The organism is Salmonella sp. A1325 (genome assembly GCF_056991255.1).
Genome location: NZ_JAMLWO010000004.1, coordinates 89,897 through 113,913 on the forward strand (window position 1 = coordinate 89,897; position 24,017 = coordinate 113,913).

Annotated in this window: 18 protein-coding genes and 1 pseudogene; 7 read left to right on the top strand and 12 right to left on the bottom strand. The window is 52.9% G+C overall.

The window, feature by feature from the left end:
• Window positions 1–80 precede the first annotated feature (80 nt).
• From glgP to asd, 6 genes are all read right to left on the bottom strand, one after another.
• The gene (gene glgP, locus NAZ64_RS09750; protein WP_000993424.1) at window positions 81–2,528 is read right to left on the bottom strand and encodes a glycogen phosphorylase; all 2,448 of its coding nucleotides are present in this window, start codon (window positions 2,526–2,528) and stop codon (window positions 81–83) included.
• 19 nt (window positions 2,529–2,547) lie between these two features.
• Window positions 2,548–3,981: a glycogen synthase GlgA gene (glgA, locus tag NAZ64_RS09755; RefSeq protein WP_001197669.1), complete on the bottom strand. Its 1,434-nt coding sequence runs from the start codon at window positions 3,979–3,981 to the stop codon at window positions 2,548–2,550.
• On the bottom strand, window positions 3,981–5,276 hold the full coding sequence (gene glgC, locus NAZ64_RS09760) for a glucose-1-phosphate adenylyltransferase (RefSeq protein ID WP_000253995.1): 1,296 nt from the start codon (window positions 5,274–5,276) through the stop codon (window positions 3,981–3,983). Before glgC ends, glgA begins: the two co-directional genes overlap by 1 nt.
• 14 nt (window positions 5,277–5,290) lie before the next feature.
• Window positions 5,291–7,267 carry a glycogen debranching protein GlgX gene (gene glgX / locus NAZ64_RS09765; protein ID WP_000192478.1) on the bottom strand — a complete coding sequence of 659 codons (1,977 nt, stop codon included), beginning with the start codon at window positions 7,265–7,267 and terminating at the stop codon, window positions 5,291–5,293.
• Window positions 7,264–9,450, bottom strand: coding sequence for a 1,4-alpha-glucan branching enzyme (gene glgB / locus NAZ64_RS09770; RefSeq protein WP_079954304.1), 2,187 nt, complete (start codon window positions 9,448–9,450; stop codon window positions 7,264–7,266). The genes glgX and glgB overlap by 4 nt, the downstream gene beginning before the upstream one ends.
• Window positions 9,451–9,797: 347 nt before the next feature.
• Window positions 9,798–10,904 carry an aspartate-semialdehyde dehydrogenase gene (gene asd / locus NAZ64_RS09775; protein ID WP_000799940.1) on the bottom strand — a complete coding sequence of 369 codons (1,107 nt, stop codon included), beginning with the start codon at window positions 10,902–10,904 and terminating at the stop codon, window positions 9,798–9,800.
• Window positions 10,905–11,030: 126 nt separating this feature from the next.
• Here asd and NAZ64_RS09780 point away from each other — a divergent pair.
• A pseudogene (locus NAZ64_RS09780) lies at window positions 11,031–11,405 on the top strand (MarC family protein); the annotation flags it as partial.
• On the opposite strand, the gene gntU reads toward NAZ64_RS09780, so the two are convergent.
• The 5 genes from gntU to NAZ64_RS09805 all read right to left on the bottom strand — a co-directional run bounded on the left by gntU (window position 11,328) and on the right by NAZ64_RS09805 (window position 16,412).
• The gene (gene gntU / locus NAZ64_RS09785; protein ID WP_131046765.1) at window positions 11,328–12,668 is read right to left on the bottom strand and encodes a gluconate transporter; all 1,341 of its coding nucleotides are present in this window, start codon (window positions 12,666–12,668) and stop codon (window positions 11,328–11,330) included. The pseudogene NAZ64_RS09780 and the gene gntU sit on opposite strands and share 78 nt — an antisense overlap.
• Window positions 12,665–13,198 carry a gluconokinase gene (gene gntK, locus NAZ64_RS09790; RefSeq protein ID WP_000108342.1) on the bottom strand — a complete coding sequence of 178 codons (534 nt, stop codon included), beginning with the start codon at window positions 13,196–13,198 and terminating at the stop codon, window positions 12,665–12,667. Before gntK ends, gntU begins: the two co-directional genes overlap by 4 nt.
• 138 nt (window positions 13,199–13,336) lie before the next feature.
• Window positions 13,337–14,332, bottom strand: coding sequence for a gluconate operon transcriptional repressor GntR (gene gntR / locus NAZ64_RS09795; protein WP_000730239.1), 996 nt, complete (start codon window positions 14,330–14,332; stop codon window positions 13,337–13,339).
• 223 nt (window positions 14,333–14,555) lie between these two features.
• Window positions 14,556–15,251 carry a pirin family protein gene (locus tag NAZ64_RS09800; RefSeq protein ID WP_000639789.1) on the bottom strand — a complete coding sequence of 232 codons (696 nt, stop codon included), beginning with the start codon at window positions 15,249–15,251 and terminating at the stop codon, window positions 14,556–14,558.
• Window positions 15,252–15,374: 123 nt separating this feature from the next.
• Complete coding sequence (locus NAZ64_RS09805) at window positions 15,375–16,412, bottom strand: oxidoreductase (RefSeq protein WP_220569591.1); 1,038 nt, start codon at window positions 16,410–16,412, stop codon at window positions 15,375–15,377.
• 467 nt (window positions 16,413–16,879) lie between these two features.
• Here NAZ64_RS09805 and yhhY point away from each other — a divergent pair, with 467 nt between their 5' ends.
• From yhhY to NAZ64_RS09830, 5 genes are all read left to right on the top strand, one after another.
• Complete coding sequence (yhhY, locus tag NAZ64_RS09810) at window positions 16,880–17,368, top strand: N-acetyltransferase (protein WP_001290279.1); 489 nt, start codon at window positions 16,880–16,882, stop codon at window positions 17,366–17,368.
• 263 nt (window positions 17,369–17,631) lie between these two features.
• Complete coding sequence (locus NAZ64_RS09815; protein ID WP_000667440.1) at window positions 17,632–18,846, top strand: PfkB family carbohydrate kinase; 1,215 nt, start codon at window positions 17,632–17,634, stop codon at window positions 18,844–18,846.
• 15 nt (window positions 18,847–18,861) lie between these two features.
• Complete coding sequence (locus tag NAZ64_RS09820) at window positions 18,862–19,623, top strand: glutamine amidotransferase (protein ID WP_220569590.1); 762 nt, start codon at window positions 18,862–18,864, stop codon at window positions 19,621–19,623.
• 53 nt (window positions 19,624–19,676) lie between these two features.
• Window positions 19,677–20,648, top strand: coding sequence for a DMT family transporter (locus NAZ64_RS09825; RefSeq protein WP_001038949.1), 972 nt, complete (start codon window positions 19,677–19,679; stop codon window positions 20,646–20,648).
• Entirely contained in the window at window positions 20,645–21,679 is a 1,035-nt protein-coding gene (locus NAZ64_RS09830) for a phosphotriesterase family protein (protein ID WP_000675705.1), read from the top strand. Before NAZ64_RS09825 ends, NAZ64_RS09830 begins: the two co-directional genes overlap by 4 nt.
• Before the next feature lie 44 nt (window positions 21,680–21,723).
• On the opposite strand, the gene ggt is transcribed toward NAZ64_RS09830, so the two are convergent.
• A complete protein-coding gene (gene ggt / locus NAZ64_RS09835; RefSeq protein WP_411022288.1) occupies window positions 21,724–23,466 on the bottom strand; it encodes a gamma-glutamyltransferase in 1,743 nt (580 codons plus the stop codon).
• 125 nt (window positions 23,467–23,591) lie between these two features.
• Here ggt and NAZ64_RS09840 point away from each other — a divergent pair, with 125 nt between their 5' ends.
• Window positions 23,592–24,008, top strand: coding sequence for a DUF2756 family protein (locus NAZ64_RS09840; RefSeq protein WP_023224168.1), 417 nt, complete (start codon window positions 23,592–23,594; stop codon window positions 24,006–24,008).
• The last annotated feature ends 9 nt before the right edge of the window (window positions 24,009–24,017 follow it).

The window sequence follows — 24,017 nt, forward strand, 5'->3', positions numbered from 1 at the left end:
GATGGCGGCTAACGCCTGATCCGGCCTACAAGGATACATAAACGTAGGCCGGGCAAGCGAAGCGCCGCCGGCATCGGGATTTACAACCGCACCGGATCAATATGCCAGATATTTTCGGCATACTCTTTGATGGTTCTGTCCGATGAGAAGTAGCCCATATTGGCAATGTTGAGCATCGCTTTCGTCGTCCACTCTTCCGGGCGACGATACAACTCATCCACCTTATCCTGGCAGTCCACGTAGCTGCGGTAGTCCGCCAGCACCTGATAGTGATCGCCAAAGTTAATCAGCGAATCTACCAGATCGCGGTAACGGCCTGGCTCTTCCGGATTAAAGACGCCGCTACCAATCTGCGTCAGTACCTGATGTAGCTCTTCATCTTTTTCATAATAGTCGCGAGGCTTATAACCCTGCCTGCGCAACGCTTCCACCTCTTCGGCAGTATTACCGAAGATAAAGATATTCTCCTCGCCGACATGCTCTTGCATCTCTACGTTCGCGCCATCCAGCGTACCAATGGTGAGCGCGCCGTTCAGGGCAAATTTCATATTACTGGTGCCGGAAGCTTCTGTCCCTGCCAGCGAAATCTGCTCAGACAGGTCGGCAGCGGGAATGATCACCTGCGCCAGGCTGACGCTGTAGTTCGGGATAAACACCACTTTCAGCTTGTCGCCAATCTGCGGATCGTTGTTAATCACTTTCGCCACGTCGTTGATCAGATGAATAATGTGTTTTGCCATGTAATAGGCGGAAGCCGCCTTACCGGCAAAAATATTCACCCGCGGCACCCAGTCGGCCTCCGGATTTTCTTTAATGCGGTTATAGCGGGTAATGACATGCAGCACGTTCATCAGCTGACGTTTGTACTCGTGAATACGCTTGATCTGCACGTCAAACAGCGCCTTCGGGTTCACCACCACATTCAGTTGTTGCGCTATCACTACCGCCAGCCGTTTTTTATTTTCCAGCTTCGCCTGACGCACCGCATGATTGACCAGCGGATAATCACAATGCTGCTTCAGCTCGCTGAGCTGACTAAGATCGGTACGCCAGGTACGGCCAATATTCTCATCCAGCACGTCAGACAGCGGCGGGTTTGCCAACGCCAGCCAGCGGCGCGGCGTAACGCCGTTAGTGACGTTACAAAAACGGGTCGGGAAAATCTTCGCAAAATCCGCGAACAGCGACTGCACCATCAGGTTGGAATGGAGTTCAGAAACGCCGTTGACTTTATGGCTGACCACCACCGCCAGCCAGGCCATCCGTACCCGGCGACCGTTCGACTCATCAATAATCGACGCGCGTCCAAGCAGGCTGGTATCGTTGGGATATTGCTCTTGCAACGTTTTCAGGAAATAGTCGTTAATCTCGAAGATAATCTGCAGGTGACGGGGCAGAATTTTCCCCAGCATATCGACAGGCCAGGTTTCCAGCGCCTCGCTCATCAGCGTATGGTTGGTATAAGAGAAGACCTGACAGCACACCTCAAACGCGTCGTCCCAGCTAAATTTATGTTCATCAATCAGCAGACGCATCAGCTCCGGAATTGACAGCACCGGATGCGTATCGTTGAGGTGAATGGCGATTTTATCCGCCAGATTCTCATAGGTTTTATGCAGTTGATAATGACGGTGCAGGATATCCTGCACTGTCGCCGAGACCAGAAAATACTCCTGGCGCAGGCGTAGCTCTCGTCCGGAATAGGTGGAATCGTCCGGGTAGAGCACCCGCGACACGTTCTCAGAGTGGTTTTTATCTTCCACCGCCGCGAAGTAGTCGCCCTGGTTGAATTTACCGAGGTTGATTTCACTACTGGCCTGCGCATTCCACAGCCGCAGAGTGTTAGTGGCGTCGGTGTCGTAACCGGGGATGATCTGATCATACGCGACGGCCAGAATCTCTTCCGTCTCAATCCAGCGCGCTTTTTTACCTTCCTGCTGAATGCGCCCGCCAAAAAGCACTTTATAGCGTGTATTGTGGCGCTTGAACTCCCACGGGTTGCCATATTCCAGCCAGTAATCCGGGGATTCTTTTTGCCGCCCGTCGACAATATTCTGCTTAAACATGCCGTAATCGTAGCGAATGCCATACCCGCGACCCGGTAATCCTAGCGTCGCCAGCGAGTCCAGGAAGCAAGCCGCCAGCCGTCCTAAGCCGCCGTTACCAAGCCCTGGGTCATTCTCTTCATCGATCAGCTCTTCGAGATCTAAGCCCATGGCCTCCAGCGCGCCTTTAACGTCATCATAAATGCCCAGCGAGAGCAGCGCGTTAGAGAGAGTACGACCAATCAAAAACTCCATCGACAGGTAATAAACCTGCCGGGTTTCCTGCGATAATTGGGCTCGATTAGAACGCAGCCAGCGCTCCACCAGACGATCGCGCACCGCGAACAATGTGGCGTTCAGCCATTCATGTTTATTGGCAATGACCGGGTCTTTACCAATCGTAAACATCAGCTTATAGGCAATAGAATGCTTAAGCGCCTCAACGCTGAGTGTGGGCGATGCATAAGTAAACGGAGCATTCATATAAATGATTCCTGGATGACTATTTCAAGCGATAGTACAGCTCGCGGTATGATTTCGCGGCAACTTGCCAGCTAAAATCCATCGCCATCGCCTGCCGTTGTACAAACCGCCAAAGCGAAGGCCGTGACCACAACACAAAAGCACGCCGAATCGCGCGTAGCAACGACCAGGCGTTACTGTCTTCGAAGACAAAACCGCTGGCGATACCGTCCGCCAAATTTTCCAGCGAACTGTCGGAGACCGTATCGGCCAACCCCCCGGTACGCCGCACCAGAGGCAGCGTGCCATACTTTAAGCCATATAACTGCGTTAAGCCGCACGGTTCGAAACGACTGGGCACCAGAATAACGTCCGCGCCGCCCATAATGCGATGCGAGAAAGCTTCGTGATAGCCGATCTGTACGCCAACCTGCCCTGGGTGTTCCGCCGCCGCCGCGAGGAACCCCTCCTGAAGCACCGGATCGCCCGCGCCGAGTAGCGCCAACTGCCCGCCCTGCTCCAGCAGCCCCGGTAACGCCTCCAGCACCAGATCCAGACCTTTCTGGTTGGTCAGACGGCTTACCACGGCAAACAGCGGCACTTTGTCGTTAACCTTCAACCCCATCGCAATTTGTAGCTGACGCTTGTTTTCCGCCTTCTCTTCCAGGGTATCGCGCGTGTAGCGCGACGCCAGCAGCAGATCGGATTCCGGGTTCCAGATCTTCTCATCCACGCCGTTCAGTATGCCGGACAAGCGCCCTTCCAGATGACGCTGGCGCAGCAGGCCTTCCATACCATAAGCAAACTGCGGTTCGGTAATTTCACGCGCATAGGTCGGGCTCACCGCCGTAATATGGTCGGCATAGTACAAACCGGCCTTCAAAAAGGAGAGTTGTCCGTTGAACTCCAGCCCATGCATATTAAAGAATGACCACGGCAGTTCGATGTCATCCATATGCTTTGCATAAAACATGCCTTGATAGGCCAGGTTGTGTACGGTAAAGACCGATTTCGCCGGCCGCCCGCGCGCCGCCAGATAGGCGGGCGCCAGCCCGGCGTGCCAGTCATGGGCGTGCACCACGTCGGGGCGCCAGAATGGATCAAGTCCGCAGGCCATTTCACAGCCGACCCACCCTAACAGGGCAAAGCGCAGCACGTTATCGGTATAGGCATATAAATTCGTATCGTGATAGGGACTGCCTGGACGCTCGTACAGATGCGGCGCGTCGATCAGATAAATACCCACGCCGTTATAATGCCCGAACAGCAGCGATATCTTACCTGCGAAAGTATCGCGGCGGCTCACCACATGCGCATCGGGTATCCCCCGACGGATATCGGGAAACCCAGGAAGCAGAACGCGAACATCAACACCATCCGCAATTTGTGCCGCAGGCAACGCGCCTATCACATCCGCCAGCCCCCCAGTCTTCAGCAGGGGGAACATCTCTGAACATACATGTAAAACCTGCATTATCGCTCCTGTTTGACCTGCAGTTTGCGCAGCATTTCACGCGTGACCAGTACAATACCTTCTTCTGAACGGTAGAAACGACGAGCGTCCTCTTCCGCATTTTCACCAATCACCATGCCTTCCGGGATAATACAGGCACGGTCAATAACACAGCGACGTAAACGGCAGGAGCGCCCTACCCAAACCTCAGGTAACAACACTGCCGAATCAATATTACAAAAAGAATTTATTCTCACCCGTGGGAAGAGCACAGATTGCACCACCACCGAACCGGAGATAATGCAGCCGCCGGAGACCAGCGAGTTCAGCGTCATACCGTGGCTACCGGAGCGGTCCTGCACGAATTTCGCAGGCGGTAGCGATTCCATATGCGTACGGATAGGCCAGTTCTGGTCATACATATCCAGCTCCGGCGTCACTGAGGCTAAATCCAGGTTCGCCTTCCAGTAAGCTTCCAGCGTACCTACATCGCGCCAGTACGGTTCGGCTTGTGGATCGGACTGCACGCAGGAGAGCGGGAAAGGATGCGCGTAAGCCATACCTTCGCGGGTGATTTTGGGGATAATGTCTTTACCGAAATCGTGGCTGGACGCGTCATCTTTATCGTCTGCCGCCAGCAATTCATACAGGTAATCGGCGTCAAAAACGTAAATGCCCATACTGGCCAGCGATTTGCTGGCGTCACCAGGCATTGCGGGGGGATTCGCCGGTTTTTCGACAAAATCAATAATCTTGTCGCTTTCATCGACCGCCATCACGCCGAACGCCGTCGCTTCTTTGATCGGCACCGGCATACAGGCCACCGTGCAACGCGCGCCCTTTTCAACGTGATCGATCAACATACGCGAGTAGTCCTGCTTATAGATATGATCGCCTGCCAGGATGACGACATATTCCGCTTTATAGCGACGAATAATATCCAGGTTCTGGGTCACCGCGTCTGCCGTGCCGCGATACCAGTTTTCGCCCTTCATACGCTGTTGGGCTGGCAGCAGATCGACAAATTCGTTCATCTCTTCGCTAAACAGTGACCAGCCGCGCTGAATATGCTGCACCAGCGTATGGGACTGATACTGAGTGATCACGCCGATACGGCGAATCCCGGAGTTCAGACAATTAGATAAGGCGAAATCGATGATGCGGAACTTCCCACCAAAGTGGACGGCTGGTTTGGCGCGTTTGTTCGTTAAATCTTTTAGACGCGTGCCGCGGCCGCCGGCCAGGATTAGGGCAACAGATTTCAGTGGCAGCTGGCGCGCCAACATTACACGATCGTTCTTCTCTAAACTCACCATGATTAACTCCTTTTTTATCCTCTCTGGAACACACACAGTCCATGCGCAGGTCCCTGCCAGACCGCCGTTATCACCGGATTATCCTCTCCAGCGAATGGGGGAACGGCGCGCCATTCCCCTTCGGGTAAAACTATATCTGTCACCTCAAGCGTGGCATTTATCGCAATCAGAAAACGGTCCGACAACAGAATTTGCATCAGCTTAGGCCCGTTTTGCCACTCATCCGCACTCAAGGGTTGCGCGTTTTTATTTAGCCAACGCACGTTGCCATCGCCTTCTTCCCACCAGCTATTGCCGGTTAAAGCCGGTATCTGCTGACGCAAACGAATCAGCGCGGCGGTAAACGTGGTTAACCCACGGTTTGCCTGCTGCCAGTCCAGCCAGGTTAAGGCATTATCCTGACAGTAGGCGTTATTGTTGCCGTGCTGGCTATGGCCATGTTCATCGCCTGCCAGCAGCATCGGCGTTCCCTGAGAGAGCAGTAGCGTCGCCAGCAGGGCATGAATGCTGTCGCGCCGCCGCTCCATTAAATCAAGCGGACCGCCTAATCCTTCTTTACCATGATTGTCGCTGTAATTGCTGTTGGTGCCGTCGCGATTTTCCTCACCGTTCGCCTCATTGTGTTTCTGATTGAAACAGACGCAGTCCCGGAGCGTAAAACCGTCATGCGCCGTGAGCAGATTGACAGAGGCGCCGGGCGTGCGGCCATTGCGTTTAAACACATCGCTGGAAGCGGCGAAACGACAGGCAAACTCCCCGGTCGTCAGGTTACGCGGCAACCAGAATCGGCGGGCCGCATCGCGAAAATGATCGTTCCACTCGGCAAACGGTGGCGGAAAATTCCCGACCTGATAGCCGCCCTCGCCAATATCCCACGGTTCAGCAATCAGCTTGACCGTTGATAACACAGGACACGCTTTAATCGCGGCGAACAGCGGCGCATCCTGGCGAAACGTCGGCGTGCGCCCCATGACGGACGCCAAATCAAAACGAAAACCATCGACATGACAGGTTTCCACCCAATAGCGCAAACACTCGCACGCGTATTCCACCACGCCGGGATGGCTTAAATTGAGCGTGTTGCCGCATCCCGTCCAGTTGTGATAATCGCCATCGTCCCTTATCCAATAATAGCTACGGTTATCAATTCCGCGCAGGGAGAAGGTTGGACCGTCCAGATCCAGCTCGGCGCTATGGTTTAATACGATGTCCAGAATGACCTCAATCCCCGCGCGATGCAGCGCTTTCACCGCATCGCGAAACTCGTCCAGCGCCGTCTCGGGCGAACTGGCCCAGGCGGGATGCAGCGCGAACATCGCCATCGGGTTATAACCCCAATAATTGGTCAGTCCCATACGTTGCAGGCGCGGCTCGCTGGCAAACTGCGCCACCGGCAACAGTTCCAGCGCCGTAATGCCAAGCTGTTTGAAGTACGCCACCATGACCGGATGACCGAGCGCTTTATAGGTGCCGCGTATCTCCTGGGGGAGCTCCGGATGCAGGTAGGTAAGCCCTTTGACATGCGCTTCATAGATGACCGTTTTTCCCCACGGCGTGCGCGGCGCGGCGTCATCTTCCCAGTCATAATGGTCGCTGATTATCACGCTTTTCGGCGCCACCGCCGCGTTATCGCGGTAGTCCGGTTCATCGTGTCCGCCGTGCAACAGCGGATGATCTTTTAGTTCGCCCTCGACCCGGCGCGCATAAGGGTCAAGCAGTAACTTCGCCGGATTAAACCGATGCCCCTGCGCTGGCTGCCACGGGCCATGTACGCGATAGCCATAGCGCAAACCTGGCCTGGCGCCTGCCAGATAACCATGCCAGACATCGCCGCGACGTCCTGGCAGGTCATAGCGACGCTCATTCCCTCGGGAATCAAAAACGCACAGCTCTACGCGCTCCGCATGGGCGGAAAAGAGCGTGAAATTCACGCCATGACCGTCATACGTTGCGCCATGCGGCGTTGCTTCGCCGATCGCAAGCTGCGTCATTCCCCCTCCCGCATCAGCCAGATCGTCGCCAACGGCGGTAACGTCAGGTTAAGAGAGTGCTGACGGCCATGGCTTTCGATCTCATCGCTGTGCACCACGCCGCCGTTGCCGGTGTTGCTACCGTGATAATGCATCGAATCAGTATTGAGAATTTCACGCCAGCGTCCCGGCTGGTTGATGCCAAAACGGTAGTCGTGGCGAGGAACGGGCGTAAAGTTGCTGGCGACGATGATCTCGTTACCGGCTTTATCACGGCGTACAAAAATCAGTACCGAGCGTTCATTGTCATCGACCACCAGCCACTCAAAGCCGTAAGCATCAAAATCCAGCTCATGCAACGCTTTATGGTGGCGATAGGTGTGGTTGAGATCGCGTACCAGACGCTGAACCCCGTGGTGCCAGTTATCGCCCCCCTCCAGCAAGTGCCAGTCGAGGCTGGCGTCATGGTTCCACTCGCGTCCCTGGGCAAACTCATTCCCCATAAACAGCAGTTTCTTGCCGGGGAAGGCCCACATCCAGCCATAGTAGGCGCGCAGGTTGGCGAATTTTTGCCACGCATCGCCCGGCATACGATCGAGAATGGATTTCTTGCCGTGAACCACCTCATCGTGCGACAGCGGCAGAACAAAGTTTTCGGTATGGTTGTACAACATACCAAAGGTCAGCTTGTCGTGATGATACTGGCGGTACACTGGGTCCAGCTTCATATAGTCCAGCGTGTCGTGCATCCAGCCCAGGTTCCACTTGTACCAGAACCCCAGGCCGCCCGTTTCCGGTGGACGCGTCACGCCAGAGAAGTCTGTCGACTCTTCCGCCATGCTGACCGCGCCGGGCACCTGCTCGCCAATAATGCGGTTGGTATTACGCAGAAACTCAATGGCTTCCAGGTTTTCACGACCGCCGAACTCGTTCGGTATCCACTCGCCCTCTTTGCGGCTGTAGTCGCGGTAGATCATAGAGGCCACCGCATCGACACGCAGCGCATCAATCCCAAAACGCTCCATCCAGTACAGGGCGTTACCCACCAGATAATTACTGACTTCACGACGACCATAGTTGTAGATCAGCGTATTCCAGTCCTGGTGATAGCCCTCGCGCGGGTCGCTGTGCTCATAGAGGTGGGTGCCGTCAAACTCCGCGAGGCTAAATTCATCGGACGGGAAATGGCCCGGCACCCAGTCGAGAATGACGTTAAGGCCCGCCGCATGGGCCGCATTGATGAAATAGCGGAAGTCGTCCCGCGTACCAAAGCGGCGGGTCGGCGCGTAGAGGCCGGTCGGCTGGTAGCCCCAACTGCCGTCAAACGGATGTTCGTTGACCGGCAAGAGTTCAAGGTGCGTAAAGCCCATCCATTTGGCGTAAGGCACAAGCTGATCCGCCAGCTCACGATAGCTCAGCCAGAAATTGTTATCCGTATGGCGGCGCCATGAACCTAAATGCACCTCATAAATCGAGATCGGCGCATCAAACTGATTGGCTTTTTGTCGTTCTTCGCTTGGCGTCACTTTCTCCGGCAGTCCGCAAATCATCGACGCCGTTTCCGGACGCATCTGCGCCTCAAAAGCATAGGGATCGGCTTTAATGCGCAGATTACCGTTCGCATCAAGCAGCTCGAATTTATACAGCTGTCCATTATGCGCGCCGGGGATAAACAGCTCCCAAATACCGCTCTCTTTGCGCAGACGCATCGGGTGGCGACGCCCATCCCAATAGTTGAATTGCCCGACAACCGAAACGCGACGAGCATTAGGCGCCCAGACGGAGAAACGGGTGCCGGTGACGCCATCCATCGTATCGGCGTGCGCGCCCAGCGTTTCATAAGGACGCAGGTGGGTGCCTTCCGACAATAGCCAGACATCCATTTCCTGTATTAATGGACCAAAACGGTAAGGATCGTCGATGAGGTTCTGCTGTCCGTGCCAGGTCACGGCGAGCTGATAGCGAAAGAAATTTTTACGTCGGGGTAAAACGCCGCAGAAAAAACCGCGAGCGTCGAGACATTCCAGTTTGCCGACTTTACGTCCGGTTTTGGGTTCAATCACCCATACGTCGGTGGCGTCAGGTAATAGGGCGCGGACTTCTAGTCCGGCTTGGGTCTGGTGCATTCCGAGTACGGAAAAAGGGTCCGCAAAATGTCCTGCAATTAGCGCATTAATCACGTCTCTATCGATACGACTGGACATGGTTTGTCATCCTGTTTTGTGGCGTCACTCCATCTCACTGAATTCAACATCAGGTAGTGACACTTCTTTGACCTGAACGGCGCAGCACACTGTGCATCCTATCTGCGTCGTCCTACCTTCAGGTTAGGCTTAATACCCGTGGGATTAAGCTACCCTTAAAGAATAGCCAATGCTCTGCTTAACTCCTGATAAAAATGAAACATCTGCGTTTACTCCTGTATTACGCAAAAAAAAGGGTGACAATGCACCCCTGGTTTAACACAAATTTCCCCGCCGGATGGCGGCGCTGACGCGCCTTATCCGGCCTACAGAACCACACGCAGGCCCGATAAGCGCTGCAATAGCCACTACGCCAACTGGCGCAGCATTCGACGCAGCGGCTCGGCGGCGCCCCATAACAACTGGTCGCCTACGGTAAACGCCGACAAGAACTCTGGCCCCATGTTCAGCTTACGCAGACGACCAACCGGCGTAGTCAACGTGCCGGTCACCGCCGCCGGGGTTAATTCGCGCATAGTGATATCACGATCGTTCGGCACCACTTTCGCCCACGGATTATGTGCCGCCAGCAGTTCTTCCACCGTCGGAATGGATACCTCTTTTTTCAGCTTGATGGTGAACGCCTGGCTGTGACAGCGCAGTGCGCCGACGCGCACGCACAAACCATCAACCGGGATCACAGAGGCAGTATTGAGGATCTTGTTGGTTTCCGCCTGGCCTTTCCACTCTTCGCGGCTCTGGCCGTTATCGAGCTGTTTGTCGATCCAAGGGATCAGGCTTCCCGCCAGCGGTACGCCAAAGTTATCAACCGGCAGCTCGCCGCTGCGGGTCAATGCCGTAACTTTGCGTTCAATATCAAGAATTGCGGAAGACGGCGTCGCCAGTTCATCGGCGACATGGCCATACAACTGACCCATTTGGGTTAACAGCTCGCGCATATGGCGCGCGCCGCCGCCGGAGGCGGCCTGATAGGTCGCGACGGATACCCAGTCAACGAGATTATGGGCAAAGAGACCGCCCAGCGACATCAACATCAGGCTAACGGTACAGTTACCGCCCACAAAGGTCTTCACGCCATTGTTCAGGCCGTCGGTAATCACGTCCTGGTTGACCGGGTCGAGAATAATAATGGCATCATCTTTCATGCGCAGCGTAGAAGCCGCGTCAATCCAGTAACCCTGCCATCCGCTTTCGCGCAGCTTTGGATAAATTTCGTTGGTATAATCGCCGCCCTGGCAGGTTACGATGATATCGAGCGCTTTTAGCGCATCCAGATCAAAAGCGTCCTGTAGCGTGCCGGTGGAGGTGTCGCCGAAGGTGGGCGCCGCCTGTCCAAACTGGGAGGTAGAAAAGAAAACAGGGCGAATAGCGTCGAAATCGCGCTCCTCTACCATGCGTTGCATGAGAACAGAGCCGACCATTCCGCGCCAGCCGATAAAACCAACATTTTTCATAGCGTTTTTTTCCTGCAAAGAGATGTGCTGTGTATGCGCGCCAGTATCCTGTGGCGCATCCTTCACCATACAAAAAGCAGCCAAAGTCGCAAGTGAAATTAATCAATGATAGCGAAGCCATCAGTAATGCGACTTATCCTGCCTTACCGCGCAAGCAGAAAGTCCAGTGGCGATTATCAGGGAATTTGCGTTAGGAAGGGAATCATTTCCGTCGCTGTTTTATTGATCCTAATTATGGATCAGCGTAGAAATTTGCCTGCTTTTATGCGCGTACTGAAACATGGCGAGGCAAAATGTCGTTGGGCGATTGCCATGCACACCTCAATAAAAAAACCGGGTAGCGATTACGCCTTACCCGGCTTACGGTGTCGATATGTGCCCGTTTCCAGGCCCGGTAAGCACAGCGCCACCGGGCAACAAGACTCAGCTCAGCAGTTGGAAAGCAATCATCCCGACAATCGCGCCGACCGTACCGAGGATAGTTTCCATCATCGTCCAGGTCTTCAGCGTCTGCGCTTCGGTCGCGCCGGTAAATTTACCGAACAGCCAGAAGCCAGCGTCGTTAACATGAGAAACCACAATTGAACCGCCGGCGATACAGATAGAGAGCGCCGCCATCTGCGCGCCAGAGAAATTCAGTTGCTCAATGACCGGCATCACCAGACCGACCGCGGTTAAACACGCCACGGTCGCGGAACCCTGAATGATGCGCACCGCCGCCGCCAGCACAAAGCAGGTAATGGCAATCGGCAGCCCCATGCCGGTTAACGCTTCGCCCAGCGCCGGGCCGACGCCGGAGTCAACCAGTACCTGTTTGAACACCCCGCCTGCGCCAATCACCAGCAGAATAATGCCCGCCGGTTGCAGCGCGTGGCCGCAGATTTCCATCACTTTGTCTTTCGGCATCCCCTGACGCATCGCCAGGCCGTAAATCGCTACCAGACAAGCGACCAGAATCGCAGTGAAGGGGTGGCCGATAAACTCAAACCATTCGTAAGTGGTGGAACCTTCCGGCACAAAACGCGCGGCAATCGTTTTCAGTCCTACCAGCACCAACGGCAGCAGGATCAGCGACAGGCTGAAGCCGAAAGAAGGCATTTTACCTTCACCCAGATGCGGCTCGGTAATGTCGTCAGGAATACGCAGCTCAACGTAACGGCTGATAAAATTCCCCCACAGCGGCCCGGCGATAATCATGCCCGGAATGGCAGCGCACAGCCCAATCAGGATCATCCAGCCGAAATCAGCATGCATCTGAGAAGCCAGCAGCATCGGCGCAGGCCCAGGCAACAAAAACGCCGCGGCAGCCGCCACGCCCGCAAACAGCGGAATGACCAGCTTCACCAGGTTTGTGCCGGTATGACGCGCCATAGAGAACGCCACGCTTATCAGCAGCACAATCGCCACTTCAAAGAACAGCGGAAGCGCGCAAATCAGCCCGGCCAGGCCAATCGCATAGTGCGCGCGGTTATGACCAAAGGATTTAAGCATCTTGACGGCTATCTGATCGACCGCGCCGGTTTCATGCAGAATTTTACCGAACATCGCCCCCAGCGCGACCACAATCGCCAGGAAGCCCAGCGTGCCGCCCATCCCTTTTTCCATGGTCGCGGCGATTTTATCAAGCGGCATCCCTGAAAAAAGCCCCGCGCCCATTGAGACGACCATTAACGCGACGAAGGCGTGCATACGCGCCTTCATCACGAGAAACAGCAGCAGTAAGACGGAACCGACGGCGGTTAAAACCAGTGTTAATGTACTCACAGCGTACTGCCTTTATTGATGACCTCAATGGTGCTCGCCACGACGCCTTCCAGCGGCTGGTCGATATCCACCACCAGAACATCGCGTTCGTCGGCACCCGGCTCTTGCAGCGTTTCAAACTGCGTCACCAGCATCTGGGTTTTGAAGAAATGACCTTTGCGCGCTTTCAGACGGCTTTCAATGACGTCGAAATCACCTTTCAGATAGATAAAGGAGAGGTTCGGGTTTCCCTCGCGCAGCAGGTCACGATAATGTTTTTTCAGTGCGGAACAGACGATCAGCGAGATTTTATTGGTACGCTGCATCGCGAAAGCGGCGTCGTTCAGCGCCTGTAACCACGGTTTGCGGTCATCATCATTCAACGGCTCGCCGGAAGCCATTTTTTCAATATTGCAGCGCGGATGCAGAAAATCGCCGTCCAGAAACGCGGCATGAAGCTGATGCGCCACGGCGCTTGCGACAGCGGATTTACCGCTGCCTGATACGCCCATCAGAACGTAAACGTGGTGATCATGATTAGTCGTGCTCAAAGCGGGCCCCCACTCTACAAGTTGCAAAATTTGTTACGGGTAACTGTTATCGGTAACATTGTCCAACCGCACCATTCACGACGCAATGACCATTCGTGCCAAAAGTGAATAAGTGTGAGCTACTTCAAAGTTGTCAGACTAAATAGATCCGCCCGGTGACAAGGTGAAACCTAAATCTAACATTTTCGGCGTGACCGTTTCGCCGCGAATGCGGGCTAACAGACGTTCCGCGCCAATGCTGCCCATTCGCTCGCGCGGCGTCAGGACGCTTGCCAGACGCGGTTCCATCACCTGGCCGATGTCATGACCGTGGAACCCGGCGATCGCCATGTCGTCCGGGATTTTTAGCCCCAGGCGCTGGCATTCGAAGGCCGCCCCCACCGCCAGGTCATCGTTGGTGCAAAAAATACCGTCAAGCTGTGGGTATTCACGTCGCGCCTGGCGCATGAGTTCGATACCGGAAGAGTAGGATGAAGATTGCTCCATCATCACACTGTAAGGAACCAGGCCTGCGTCCCGCATCGCCTGTTCATAGCCCTTCTGCTTGATGATAGTACGTTCGTCGAGGCGCGCCCCCAGATAGGCGATATGACGATGACCGCGCGCGATAATCGCGGCGGTCATCTGACGGGCGGCCTCGAAGTTGTCAAAACCAACGGCAATATCGAGACACGGCGACTGGCTGTCCATCAGTTCCACCACCGGAATCCCGGCGACTTCGATCATTTTTAAGGTGCGCGGCGTATGGGTACGCTCAGTGAGGATCAGGCCGTCGATATTCCAGGAGAGCATCGATTCCAGGCGCTCCTGCTCCATCTCCGGTTTATAGCCGTAGTGCGCCAGCATGGTTTGATAACCATGCGCGTCGGTGACAGCCTCAATGCCGCGTAACACTTCCGCAAAGACCTGGTTGGTTAAAGACGGCAGCAGAACGCCAATGGCGCGGCTGGTGGCGTTGGAAAGAATGTCAGGCGCGCGATTAGGAATGTACCCGAGCTCATCAAGCGCAGCCGCAATTTTACCCCGCAGCGCGACGGAGACCTGCTCCGGATTACGCAAAAAACGGCTGACCGTCATTTTGGTCACGCCCACACGGTCGGCCACATCCTGAAGTACGGGTCTTTTCTTTTTCATCGTCCTGAAAGGTATAAAAGGGATAGATTTGCCCAGTTTACCACGGACGTGCGTGAACCTTCGCAGAGAAAAAAGTCGTTTTTTTATTGTGAGAAATACACAAAATCATTCGAGTTGCATCAAGGCGGCGACGCAGTGAATCCCCGGGAGCGTACATTAAGTACGCGACCGGGGTGAGCGAGGAAAGCCAACACAGATGCGGCTTGAAGGATGACGTGTATTTTTAGACTGGCGGCAAGTCAAACAACAACACTTCACTGTCGCTGTCGGCATGAATCGAGATTGCCTGCTCATCCCAAATCGCCAGACCATCGCTGGTGGTGGCTTTAGTACCGTTAATGGTCACGTTACCTTTTACCACCTGGATCCAGACGCGGCGCTCAGCGGCAATCTGATGCACCGACTGCTCATCTTTGAGCAGCGCCCAGCGGTACAGCTCCATATCCTGGTGGACCTTCAGCGAACCATCGCGAGCATCTGGCGAAAGCACCAGTTGCTTGCCCTGCGCGGCGTCGAAGCGACGCTGTTCGTAGCGCGGCGTGATGCCGGTTTCTTGCGGAATGATCCAGATCTGGTACAGCCGCAGACGATCCGTTTTGCTCGGGTTGTACTCGGAGTGGCGAACGCCGGTCCCGGCGCTCATAATCTGGAATTCACCTGCCGGAACCTGTTCTTTATTGCCCATACTATCCTGGTGTTCTACGGCGCCTTCCAGCACATAGGTCAAAATTTCCATGTCTTTATGCGGATGCGTGCCGAACCCCTGGCCTGCGTCGATCACATCGTCGTTAATCACACGCAGCGCCGAGAACCCCATAAAGTTCGGATCGTAATAATCGGCAAAAGAAAAGGTATGCCAGGAGTCAAGCCAGCCATGATTCGCATGACCGCGGTCGTTTGCTTTGCGTAAGTAGATCATTGTGTTCACCCCCAGATGTTTTCGATGGAATAAGTGTGGACTCATTCCGTCCGGGATCATAGAGGGTGAAAATTGACTCCTCTGTTCAAAAAATATGAATAAGCGCAGAGGAGTCTGTAAGGGCTATTTAGCGAGGGTTATCGTCGCAGGCGATGCCTGTTCGAAAGCACGTTCGAGGATTTCCAGATTGGTAAGAACTTCAGATTCCTTGACGTAATTAGGCGTACCGACGGTCAACGTCTGGTACAGCGCATCATAAACACGACCATAGTCACCCGTTTCCGGTTTCACCTCTTCTTTCACCGTAACACCGTCATCGTTAACATATTCCAGCACGCCGACGGATTCGTCAGCGGCGAAACCGGGTTCACCGGGCATAATGTTCGCTTTCAGGCTGGTTTCTTGTTGATCGATACCGTATTTCACAAACGAACCTTTGGTGCCGTGAACAATAAACTTCGGATAGTCGATTTTCACCAGATGGCTGGTTTTAACGATAGCCTTCAAATCGCCATAAAACAGTTGCGCTTCAAAGGTGTCATCCGGGTTCGCTTTATTACGCAGGCTACGAATGTCATACGCGACATGATCCGGGCGGCCAAATAGCGAAATAATTTGATCCATGGTGTGGACGCCAAGTCCATAGAATGCGCCGTCCTGCGGCAGGCCCGGTTTGGTTTCTGCTACCGGGCGGTAATAATCGAAATGGCTTTCAATTTCGACAATCTTGCCCAGTTTCCCGCTCTCAATCGCTTTTTTAGCAGTGAGAAAACAGGAATCAAAACGCCGATTCTGATACGGCGTGACGGTCAGTCCTTTGCTTCGCGCCAGGTCGAACAACACTTTTGCCTCCGCCAGCGTCGGCGTGAAAGGTTTCTCAACCAGCACGCTTTTACCCGCTTCCAGCACGCGTTTAGCGTATTCGAAATGGCTGTCAGCATGCGTACAGACGATCACCAGCTTTACCTGCGGATCGCCCAACACCTCATCCAGATCGCTGGTGAAGTGAATATGTGAATACTGCGGCGCCTGCTCTTCCGGTTTAGCGTGACGACGGAAAATATGCGCGACATGCCAGGTATCTTTACGATTCAGAACGTAGGGGAGATGGTAACGGGTGGTGCTTTTGCCGAATCCAATAAATGCGCAGTGTAAGGTCATGAGACGATCCTTTTGAAGATGATTGTTTACACCATAGCGCAAAGCGTGAGGAGACTGAATGTTGGATTCTTTGCCGGATGCGGAGAAGCCTTTTCGGGCCTACAAAAGCAGATGCCTCAAGATCAGCCGTCGGCGTCGCGGTCAGTTTGTTCACGGCAAGCGCGCAGGGCCCGGAGCGTACTAAATGTACGTGAGGAGCACGAGCACTTCCCGGGGACAAAATGACAAGTAAGCCAGGCTGAAACAAAACCCAAAAAAAAAGCCAGCAAAAGCTGGCTAAAATAATACTGGAAGCAATGTGAGCAATGTCGTGCTTTCAGGTTCTCCGTAGGGGTTCCCCTGAATGCAAGGCAATAATAATCATTCTCATTCGCACTTGTCTACTTCTTTTTGCAAAAAAATGCGGTTGACGGAATTTTCTTTCTCAGCGAGTGTAAATACACAATTACCCCTGCAGGAGATAAGGAATGAGTGAAATAGTGATACGCCACGCTGAACCGAAAGATTACGACGCCATTCGTCAGATCCACGCCCAGCCGGAGGTGTACCACAACACGCTACAGGTTCCTCATCCTTCCCTCGAAATGTGGCAGGCGCGGCTAACCGAGCAAGCCGGGGTTAAACAACTGGTTGCCTGCATTGACGATATTGTCGTTGGCCATCTTTCTATTCAGGTCACCCAACGTCCCCGCCGCAGCCACGTGGCCGATTTTGGTATCTGCGTGGATGCCCGGTGGCACAATCGCGGCATTGCCAGCGCGCTGATCCGCACGATGATCGACATGTGCGACAACTGGCTGCGCGTCGAGCGTATCGAGTTAACGGTGTTTGTTGATAACGAGCCCGCCGTGGCGGTGTATAAGAAGTACGGCTTTGAAATCGAAGGCACCGGTAAGAAATACGGCCTGCGCAACGGTGAGTACGTTGATGCGTACTTTATGGCGCGCGTGAAATAGCGCTTCCCCGCCCCACCCTGTGGGGCGAAACGTCACAAACCTTCATCACATTCCAGTTATTGCAACCTACTTCCCCTATATCAAAACAATAACCATCTGGATTTCATGGTTATTGCCACTTTAAGCTTTATCACCGTTTTTCCGTAATTTTAGCAATATTAATATTACATTTTTGTTTTTTTTTGGTTTCTGCCATCACTTTATGGTGACAATCACAACAATATACTCCTCCCGGGACTAATTTAACCACGGTGAGGTAAAAAATGAAATTTGAACGCCATCATAGAATATTGAAGGAACTCAGTATTTCGGGAGTTGTAAAAGTTTCAAATCTGGCGAAAAGTCTCAAGGTAACAAAGGAAACTATTCGTTCAGATCTCAATGAACTTGCCGGACAGGGATATCTTACTCGCTGTCATGGTGGTGCATTTATTACCCTTGATTCTCTTGATAACGTCGCAAAAAATGAAATTGCTTATGTGCTGGAAAAATATGAATCAGCGCAGAAAATAAAAAAAGGTCTCTCTGCCATGAAAAATAATGTATGTGTTATTGGCTCGTTCAATGTTGATATCATCAGTTATCTACCGAGATTACCCTCAACGGGAGAATCATTGCTGGCCGATAAATTTATTTTTTCACCCGGCGGTAAGGGATGTAATCAGGCATTAGCAGCAAGCTATGCCGACTCTGATGTGCATTTTATTACTAAAGTCGGCTCAGATCATTTTAGTGATTACGCCATTAATTTTATAAACTCATCAAAAATCCATAAAAGTGTTATCTACCAGACCAAAGAAACACAAACAGGTACAGCAACTATCATGGTGAATGGAGATACCGGAGATAACGTCATCGCTATCTACCCTGGCGCCAACATGACAATTTCCCCTGATGAAATCACCATTCAGAAAGAAGCCATTGTTCATTCAGATATTGTTCTTGTCCAACTGGAGACGAATTACGAAGCGCTGCAGCAAACAATTCGTCTCGCACAAAAAAATGACATACCGGTCATTATCAATCCAGCGCCATACAATGACATGGTTAACACCATCATTGATAACATTGACTATATTACGCCAAATGAAACGGAAGCAGGCCTGCTGGCCAATATGGCGGTTAATGATATCGAATCAGCCAAATGCGCGGCCAAAATTATTCACCAGAAAGGCGTCAAAAATACCATTATTACGTTAGGTAGCAAAGGTTCGCTTGCTTATGATGGCACACAATTCATCTATTCCCCGGCATTTCCGGCAGTTGTAAAAAATACTGCGGGAGCGGGTGACGCTTTCAATGGCGCCCTCGCATCTGGTCTTGCAAAAGGAAAGTCACTGGCATCCGCATTGTGCTACGCCAGCGCATTTGCCTCACTTGCGGTTGAAACGCCTAATGCCTCTGATATGCCGGAAAACGACTCCGTTCTTCATCGTATTCAGGGTTCACATTACAAACAAACTATCTCTACTCACTAAATCAAGGAGCAGACTATGAACAATACGCAGAAAAAACTAAAGGTGCTCTTTATTGGAGAATCCTGGCATATTCATATGATTCATTCAAAAGGTTATGACAGTTTCACCTCCAGTAAATATGAAGAAGGCGCTACATGGTTACTGGAATGTCTGAGGAAAGGCGGCGTTGATATTGATTACATGCCTGCCCACACAGTACAAATTGCCTTTCCAGAGAGTATTGACGAATTAAATCGTTACGATGTGATTGTTATTAGCGACATTGGTAGTAATACCTTCCTGCTACAAAATGAAACCTTCTATCAGCTAAAAATAAAGCCAAACGCTCTGGAATCCATTAAAGAGTACGTCAAAAATGGCGGTGGACTACTCATGATTGGCGGCTATCTGTCGTTCATGGGTATTGAGGCAAAAGCCAATTATAAGAACACCGTTCTTGCTGAGGTTCTACCAGTTATTATGCTTGATGGCGATGACCGGGTAGAAAAGCCAGAGGGTATCTGTGCTGAGGCTGTCTCACCTGAACATCCTGTTGTTAACGGGTTCTCAGATTATCCGGTATTTCTTGGATATAACCAGGCCGTCGCCAGAGACGATGCCGATGTCGTATTAACAATAAATAATGACCCATTGTTAGTGTTCGGTGAATACCAACAGGGTAAAACCGCCTGTTTTATGAGCGACTGCTCCCCACACTGGGGAACCCAGCAGTTTATGTCATGGCTATTTTATACCGACCTGTGGGTCAACACGCTTCAATTCATCGCCAGAAAATAAAAAACAATGGAGTAACGAAAGTTACTCCTTTTATAAAATATAAGGATTGATGTATGAACAAGAATAAGTACTCAACCCCCTTACTGATGCTTGCCACCATCTTAGCCGGTATGCTTTCCCCGATGCAGTCTGCCGTTAATGGGCAGTTAGGACATTGGTTACAAGACGGTAATGCTTGCGCAGTAATCTCGTTTGCCAGCGGTCTGGTCGTCATGTTTTTTATTATTATTGCGCGCAAAGAAACACGCCAGCAATTCGCCTCAATCCCTACTCTGATTAAAAAGAGAAAAATCCCGCTATGGAATTGGTTTGCAGGATTATGCGGGGCGATGGTCGTATTTTCTGAAGGCGCATCTGCCAGCGCGCTGGGCGTTGCCACCTTTCAAACGGCATTAATTTCCGCTCTGCTTCTTTCCGGCCTGCTGTGCGACCGTTTTGGCATCGGTGTGGAGGAGAAGAAATATTTTACGCCATGGCGCATTACTGGCGCATTGTTCGCCGTTATCGCCACCATTTTTGTCGTGTCGCCACAGTGGCACTCAACCTCGTTTATCCTGCTCGCTATCCTCCCCTTTTTGGCAGGGTTACTCGCTGGCTGGCAGCCTGCGGGGAATGCTAAAGTCGCCGAGGCAACGGGCTCCATGCTGGTGTCCATTACATGGAACTTCATCGTCGGCTTTTGTGTCCTGGGCGCGGCGCTGGCGATACGTATCGCATTAGGCCATGTCACCATCCAGTTACCCGATACATGGTGGATGTATCTCGGTGGTCCGCTGGGTCTGCTGTCCATCGGGCTAATGGCGATTCTGGTGAGAGGCTTAGGGCTATTGATGCTGGGCGTAGCGTCAACAGCAGGCCAACTGCTTGGCTCAGTGCTAATTGATGAATTGATCCCTTCATTAGGCAATACGGTCTACCTGGTCACCATCATCGGTACGCTGTTCGCGTTAGTCGGTGCGATTGTGACCACCATCCCTGAATACAGAGCATCCAAAATGGCGCAAAGAATGGAGGTGTCAGAATGAAAGGTTTCCTGCAAACCGTAACAGGCCCGGTGGCGCATACGGATATGGGGCTGACGCTACCGCATGAACATCTGTTTAACGATCTGTCTTCGGTCGTAGACGAGCCACATTATGCTTTTTCACAGCAACTGGTGGGAAAGAAAGTCAGTGCTGACCTGCAGTGGGGGCTGAAACACGACCCATACTGCTGCGCCGATAACATGGACCGCAAAGAGATTGATGATGTTATCTTCGAAATCAATAACTTTATGGCTTTAGGCGGCAGGACGATTGTCGACGCCACCGGTTCTGAATCCATTGGGCGGGATGCCTCAGCGCTGCGAGAAGTTGCCTTAAAAACGGGTTTGAATATCGTCGCGTCATCCGGGCCTTATCTGGAGAAATTTGAAAGCACCCGGATCCATAAACCTGTTGAGCTGTTAGCCTCACTCATTGATAAAGAACTGAATCAGGGTATTGGCGAGACGGATATTCGCGCTGGCATGATCGGTGAAATCGGCGTATCTCCCGCGTTTACCCAAGCGGAGCGTAACAGCCTGCGGGCAGCGTCTCTGGCACAATGTAACAACCCCCACACGGCGATGAATATCCATATGCCAGGGTGGCTGCGACTGGGTGATGAGGTGCTGGATATTGTGCTGGAAGAAATGAACGTCTCTCCGGCAAAAGTCTCGCTGGCGCATTCGGACCCTTCAGGAAAAGATGTCGTCTATCAACGTAAAATGCTCGACCGCGGCGTATGGCTTGAATTTGACATGATTGGTCTGGACATCACCTTTCCAAAAGAAGGTGTCGCGCCGGGCGTTCAGGAGACCGCAGATGCAGTAGCGAATCTGATTGCACTGGGTTACGCCGACCAAATCGTTTTAAGCCATGATGTTTTTCTCAAACAGATGTGGGCGAAAAATGGCGGAAATGGCTGGGGGTTTGTCCCGAATGTCTTCCTCGCCTATCTGGCTGCTCGCGGAGTAGACAACGATACTCTGCGCAAGCTTTGTATTGATAATCCAGCCCGATTACTCACGGCATAATCTGCAAATAGCCCGGTGTCTGACACCGGGCCTGGAATTAAAAATCAGTATCCCGCCGTTAAATCATCCACCGAACGCGGGTCAGACGCACCGTACAGTTCGCCATCCGGTCCAACCATAATACTTTGGGTGCTGCCCATCGCTTCTTTCAGCGCAACTTTCTGCCCTTTCTGTTCCAGCAACTTCAGCGTATCGGGGCTGAAGCCCTTTTCTACCCGCAGTTCGTCCGGCAACCATTGATGATGGAAACGCGGCGCGTTGGTCGCTTCGGCGACGTTCATGCCAAAATCAATGCTGTTCACTACCATTTGCAGCACGGTAGTGATGATTCGACTCCCGCCAGGGCTGCCGGTCACCAGCCAGGTTTTGCCCTCTTTAACGACGATAGTCGGCGACATCGACGACAGCGGACGCTTCTTCGGACCGACCGCGTTAGCATCGCCGCCCACCAGGCCATAAACATTAGGTACACCGGGTTTAGCAGAAAAATCATCCATTTGATTATTCAGCAGAATACCGGTATTTCCCGCCACAATTCCTGTGCCGAAGGTGGTGTTCAGGGTATAGGTCACCGCCACGGCATTGCCGTCTTTATCCACCACCGAGAAGTGGGTGGTCTGGTTGCTTTCATACGGGGCGAGCTTGCCCGGTTTTATCTGGCTGGAAGGTTTGGCCTTGTTGATATCAATTTGATCGGCCAGCGTTTTCGCATAGGCTTTGTGGGTCAGCGCCTGCCACGGCACTTTCACAAAGTCCGGATCGCCCAGATACTCTGAGCGGTCAGCGTAGGCGTATTTTTCCGCTTCCGCCATGATTTGCATGGCATCGGCGCTGCCAAAGCCGTACTTCTTCATGTCGAAGTTTTCGAGGATATTCAGGATCTGTACGATGTGAATACCGCCCGAGGATGGCGGCGGCATGGAGAAGACCTGATACCCGCGATAGTCACCGCTGATTGGCGTACGCTCAACGGCTTTATAGCTGGCTAAATCCTCTTTGGTCATCAGACCGCCGTTCTTCTGCATTTCTCCGGCAATCTGGTCAGCAATCACCCCTTTATAAAACGCATCCGGGCCGTTTTCGGCAATCATTTCCAGGCTTTTCGCCAGATTCTTCTGGACCAGCTTATCGCCTTTTTTCAGCGGCTCGCCGTCTTTCCAGAAAATGGCTTTGCTGTTCTCATGGTTGGGGATCACTTCGCTGCCGTAAGTTTTTAAGTCGTCGGCCAGCGCATCGTTAACCACAAAACCCTCTTCCGCCAGCTTCATCGCCGGACGCACCACTTTATTCAGCGGCATCGTGCCGTATTTCTCCAGCGCCAGCGAGAACCCCGCCACGGTACCCGGCGTACCGGATGCCAGATGCGACGTCAGCGACTTTTTCGCATCGGCGTTACCCTGATCGTCGAGGAACATATCACGGGTCGCGCCAGCAGGCGCCATTTCACGAAAATCGATCGCCGTGGTAGCGCCATCTTTAGTGCGCAGCAGCATAAATCCTCCGCCGCCCAGATTCCCGGCTTGCGGATGCGTGACAGCCAGCGCATAGCCCACGGCGACGGCGGCATCCACGGCATTACCGCCCTGCTTTAAGATATCCACGCCAACCTGCGTCGCAATTGCATCCACCGAGGCCACCATCCCTTGCGTCGCCCGCACAGGATGAAAGACATCTTCTTCAACACCATAGGAGACTGGCGGCGCGACGGGAGGATTGGCCACCGCGCTAAACGTCCCCCCGGCCAGCAGAGCGGCGATCGCCACCCAGCGCATAAACGTTGGTTTCATCGTTGTTTTTCTCCAGATAAATGGGTGTATGTCCCGTTTAATCCTGGTCCACAACGCTTAAAAAATCATCATCATGGCGAAATAGAGGTACACTTAAAAAGAGGCCTCATCGGGAGGAGACGACAATGAAACGCTTACTACTTATTACGGCTTTGTTACCCTTTGCTGTATTGGCCCAGCCAATTAACACTATGAATAATCCTAATCAGCCAGGTTATAAGATTCCCAGCCAGCAGCGTATGCAGACGCAGATGCAAACGCAGCAGATTCAGCAGCAGGGTATGTTGAAACAACAGATGCAAACGCAGGCGCGCAGCCAGCAGCAAAATCTACAGTCGCAGTTGAATGCCAATACGCAGCGGGTTCAGCAGGGACAGCCGGGCAACGGTATGCTCGGCCAGCAAACGCTGCCCAATACGCAGGGCGGAATGCTCAGCGGCAGCGGAAATCCGGACCGGATGCTAAACCATTCCCAGCCAATGTTGCAGCAGGACAGCGGAACGCCGCAGCCTGACATCCCGCTGAAAACCATCAGCCCTTAAAACTGACAG

Coding starts and splice junctions, on each gene's coding strand:
- glgP (WP_000993424.1), bottom strand. CDS start 2,528: ATGAATGCTCCGTTTACTTATGCATCGCCCACACTCAGCGTTGAGGCG.
- glgA (WP_001197669.1), bottom strand. CDS start 3,981: ATGCAGGTTTTACATGTATGTTCAGAGATGTTCCCCCTGCTGAAGACT.
- glgC (WP_000253995.1), bottom strand. CDS start 5,276: ATGGTGAGTTTAGAGAAGAACGATCGTGTAATGTTGGCGCGCCAGCTG.
- glgX (WP_000192478.1), bottom strand. CDS start 7,267: ATGACGCAGCTTGCGATCGGCGAAGCAACGCCGCATGGCGCAACGTAT.
- glgB (WP_079954304.1), bottom strand. CDS start 9,450: ATGTCCAGTCGTATCGATAGAGACGTGATTAATGCGCTAATTGCAGGA.
- asd (WP_000799940.1), bottom strand. CDS start 10,904: ATGAAAAATGTTGGTTTTATCGGCTGGCGCGGAATGGTCGGCTCTGTT.
- gntR (WP_000730239.1), bottom strand. CDS start 14,332: ATGAAAAAGAAAAGACCCGTACTTCAGGATGTGGCCGACCGTGTGGGC.
- NAZ64_RS09800 (WP_000639789.1), bottom strand. CDS start 15,251: ATGATCTACTTACGCAAAGCAAACGACCGCGGTCATGCGAATCATGGC.
- NAZ64_RS09805 (WP_220569591.1), bottom strand. CDS start 16,412: ATGACCTTACACTGCGCATTTATTGGATTCGGCAAAAGCACCACCCGT.
- yhhY (WP_001290279.1), top strand. CDS start 16,880: ATGAGTGAAATAGTGATACGCCACGCTGAACCGAAAGATTACGACGCC.
- NAZ64_RS09815 (WP_000667440.1), top strand. CDS start 17,632: ATGAAATTTGAACGCCATCATAGAATATTGAAGGAACTCAGTATTTCG.
- NAZ64_RS09820 (WP_220569590.1), top strand. CDS start 18,862: ATGAACAATACGCAGAAAAAACTAAAGGTGCTCTTTATTGGAGAATCC.
- NAZ64_RS09825 (WP_001038949.1), top strand. CDS start 19,677: ATGAACAAGAATAAGTACTCAACCCCCTTACTGATGCTTGCCACCATC.
- NAZ64_RS09830 (WP_000675705.1), top strand. CDS start 20,645: ATGAAAGGTTTCCTGCAAACCGTAACAGGCCCGGTGGCGCATACGGAT.
- ggt (WP_411022288.1), bottom strand. CDS start 23,466: ATGAAACCAACGTTTATGCGCTGGGTGGCGATCGCCGCTCTGCTGGCC.
- NAZ64_RS09840 (WP_023224168.1), top strand. CDS start 23,592: ATGAAACGCTTACTACTTATTACGGCTTTGTTACCCTTTGCTGTATTG.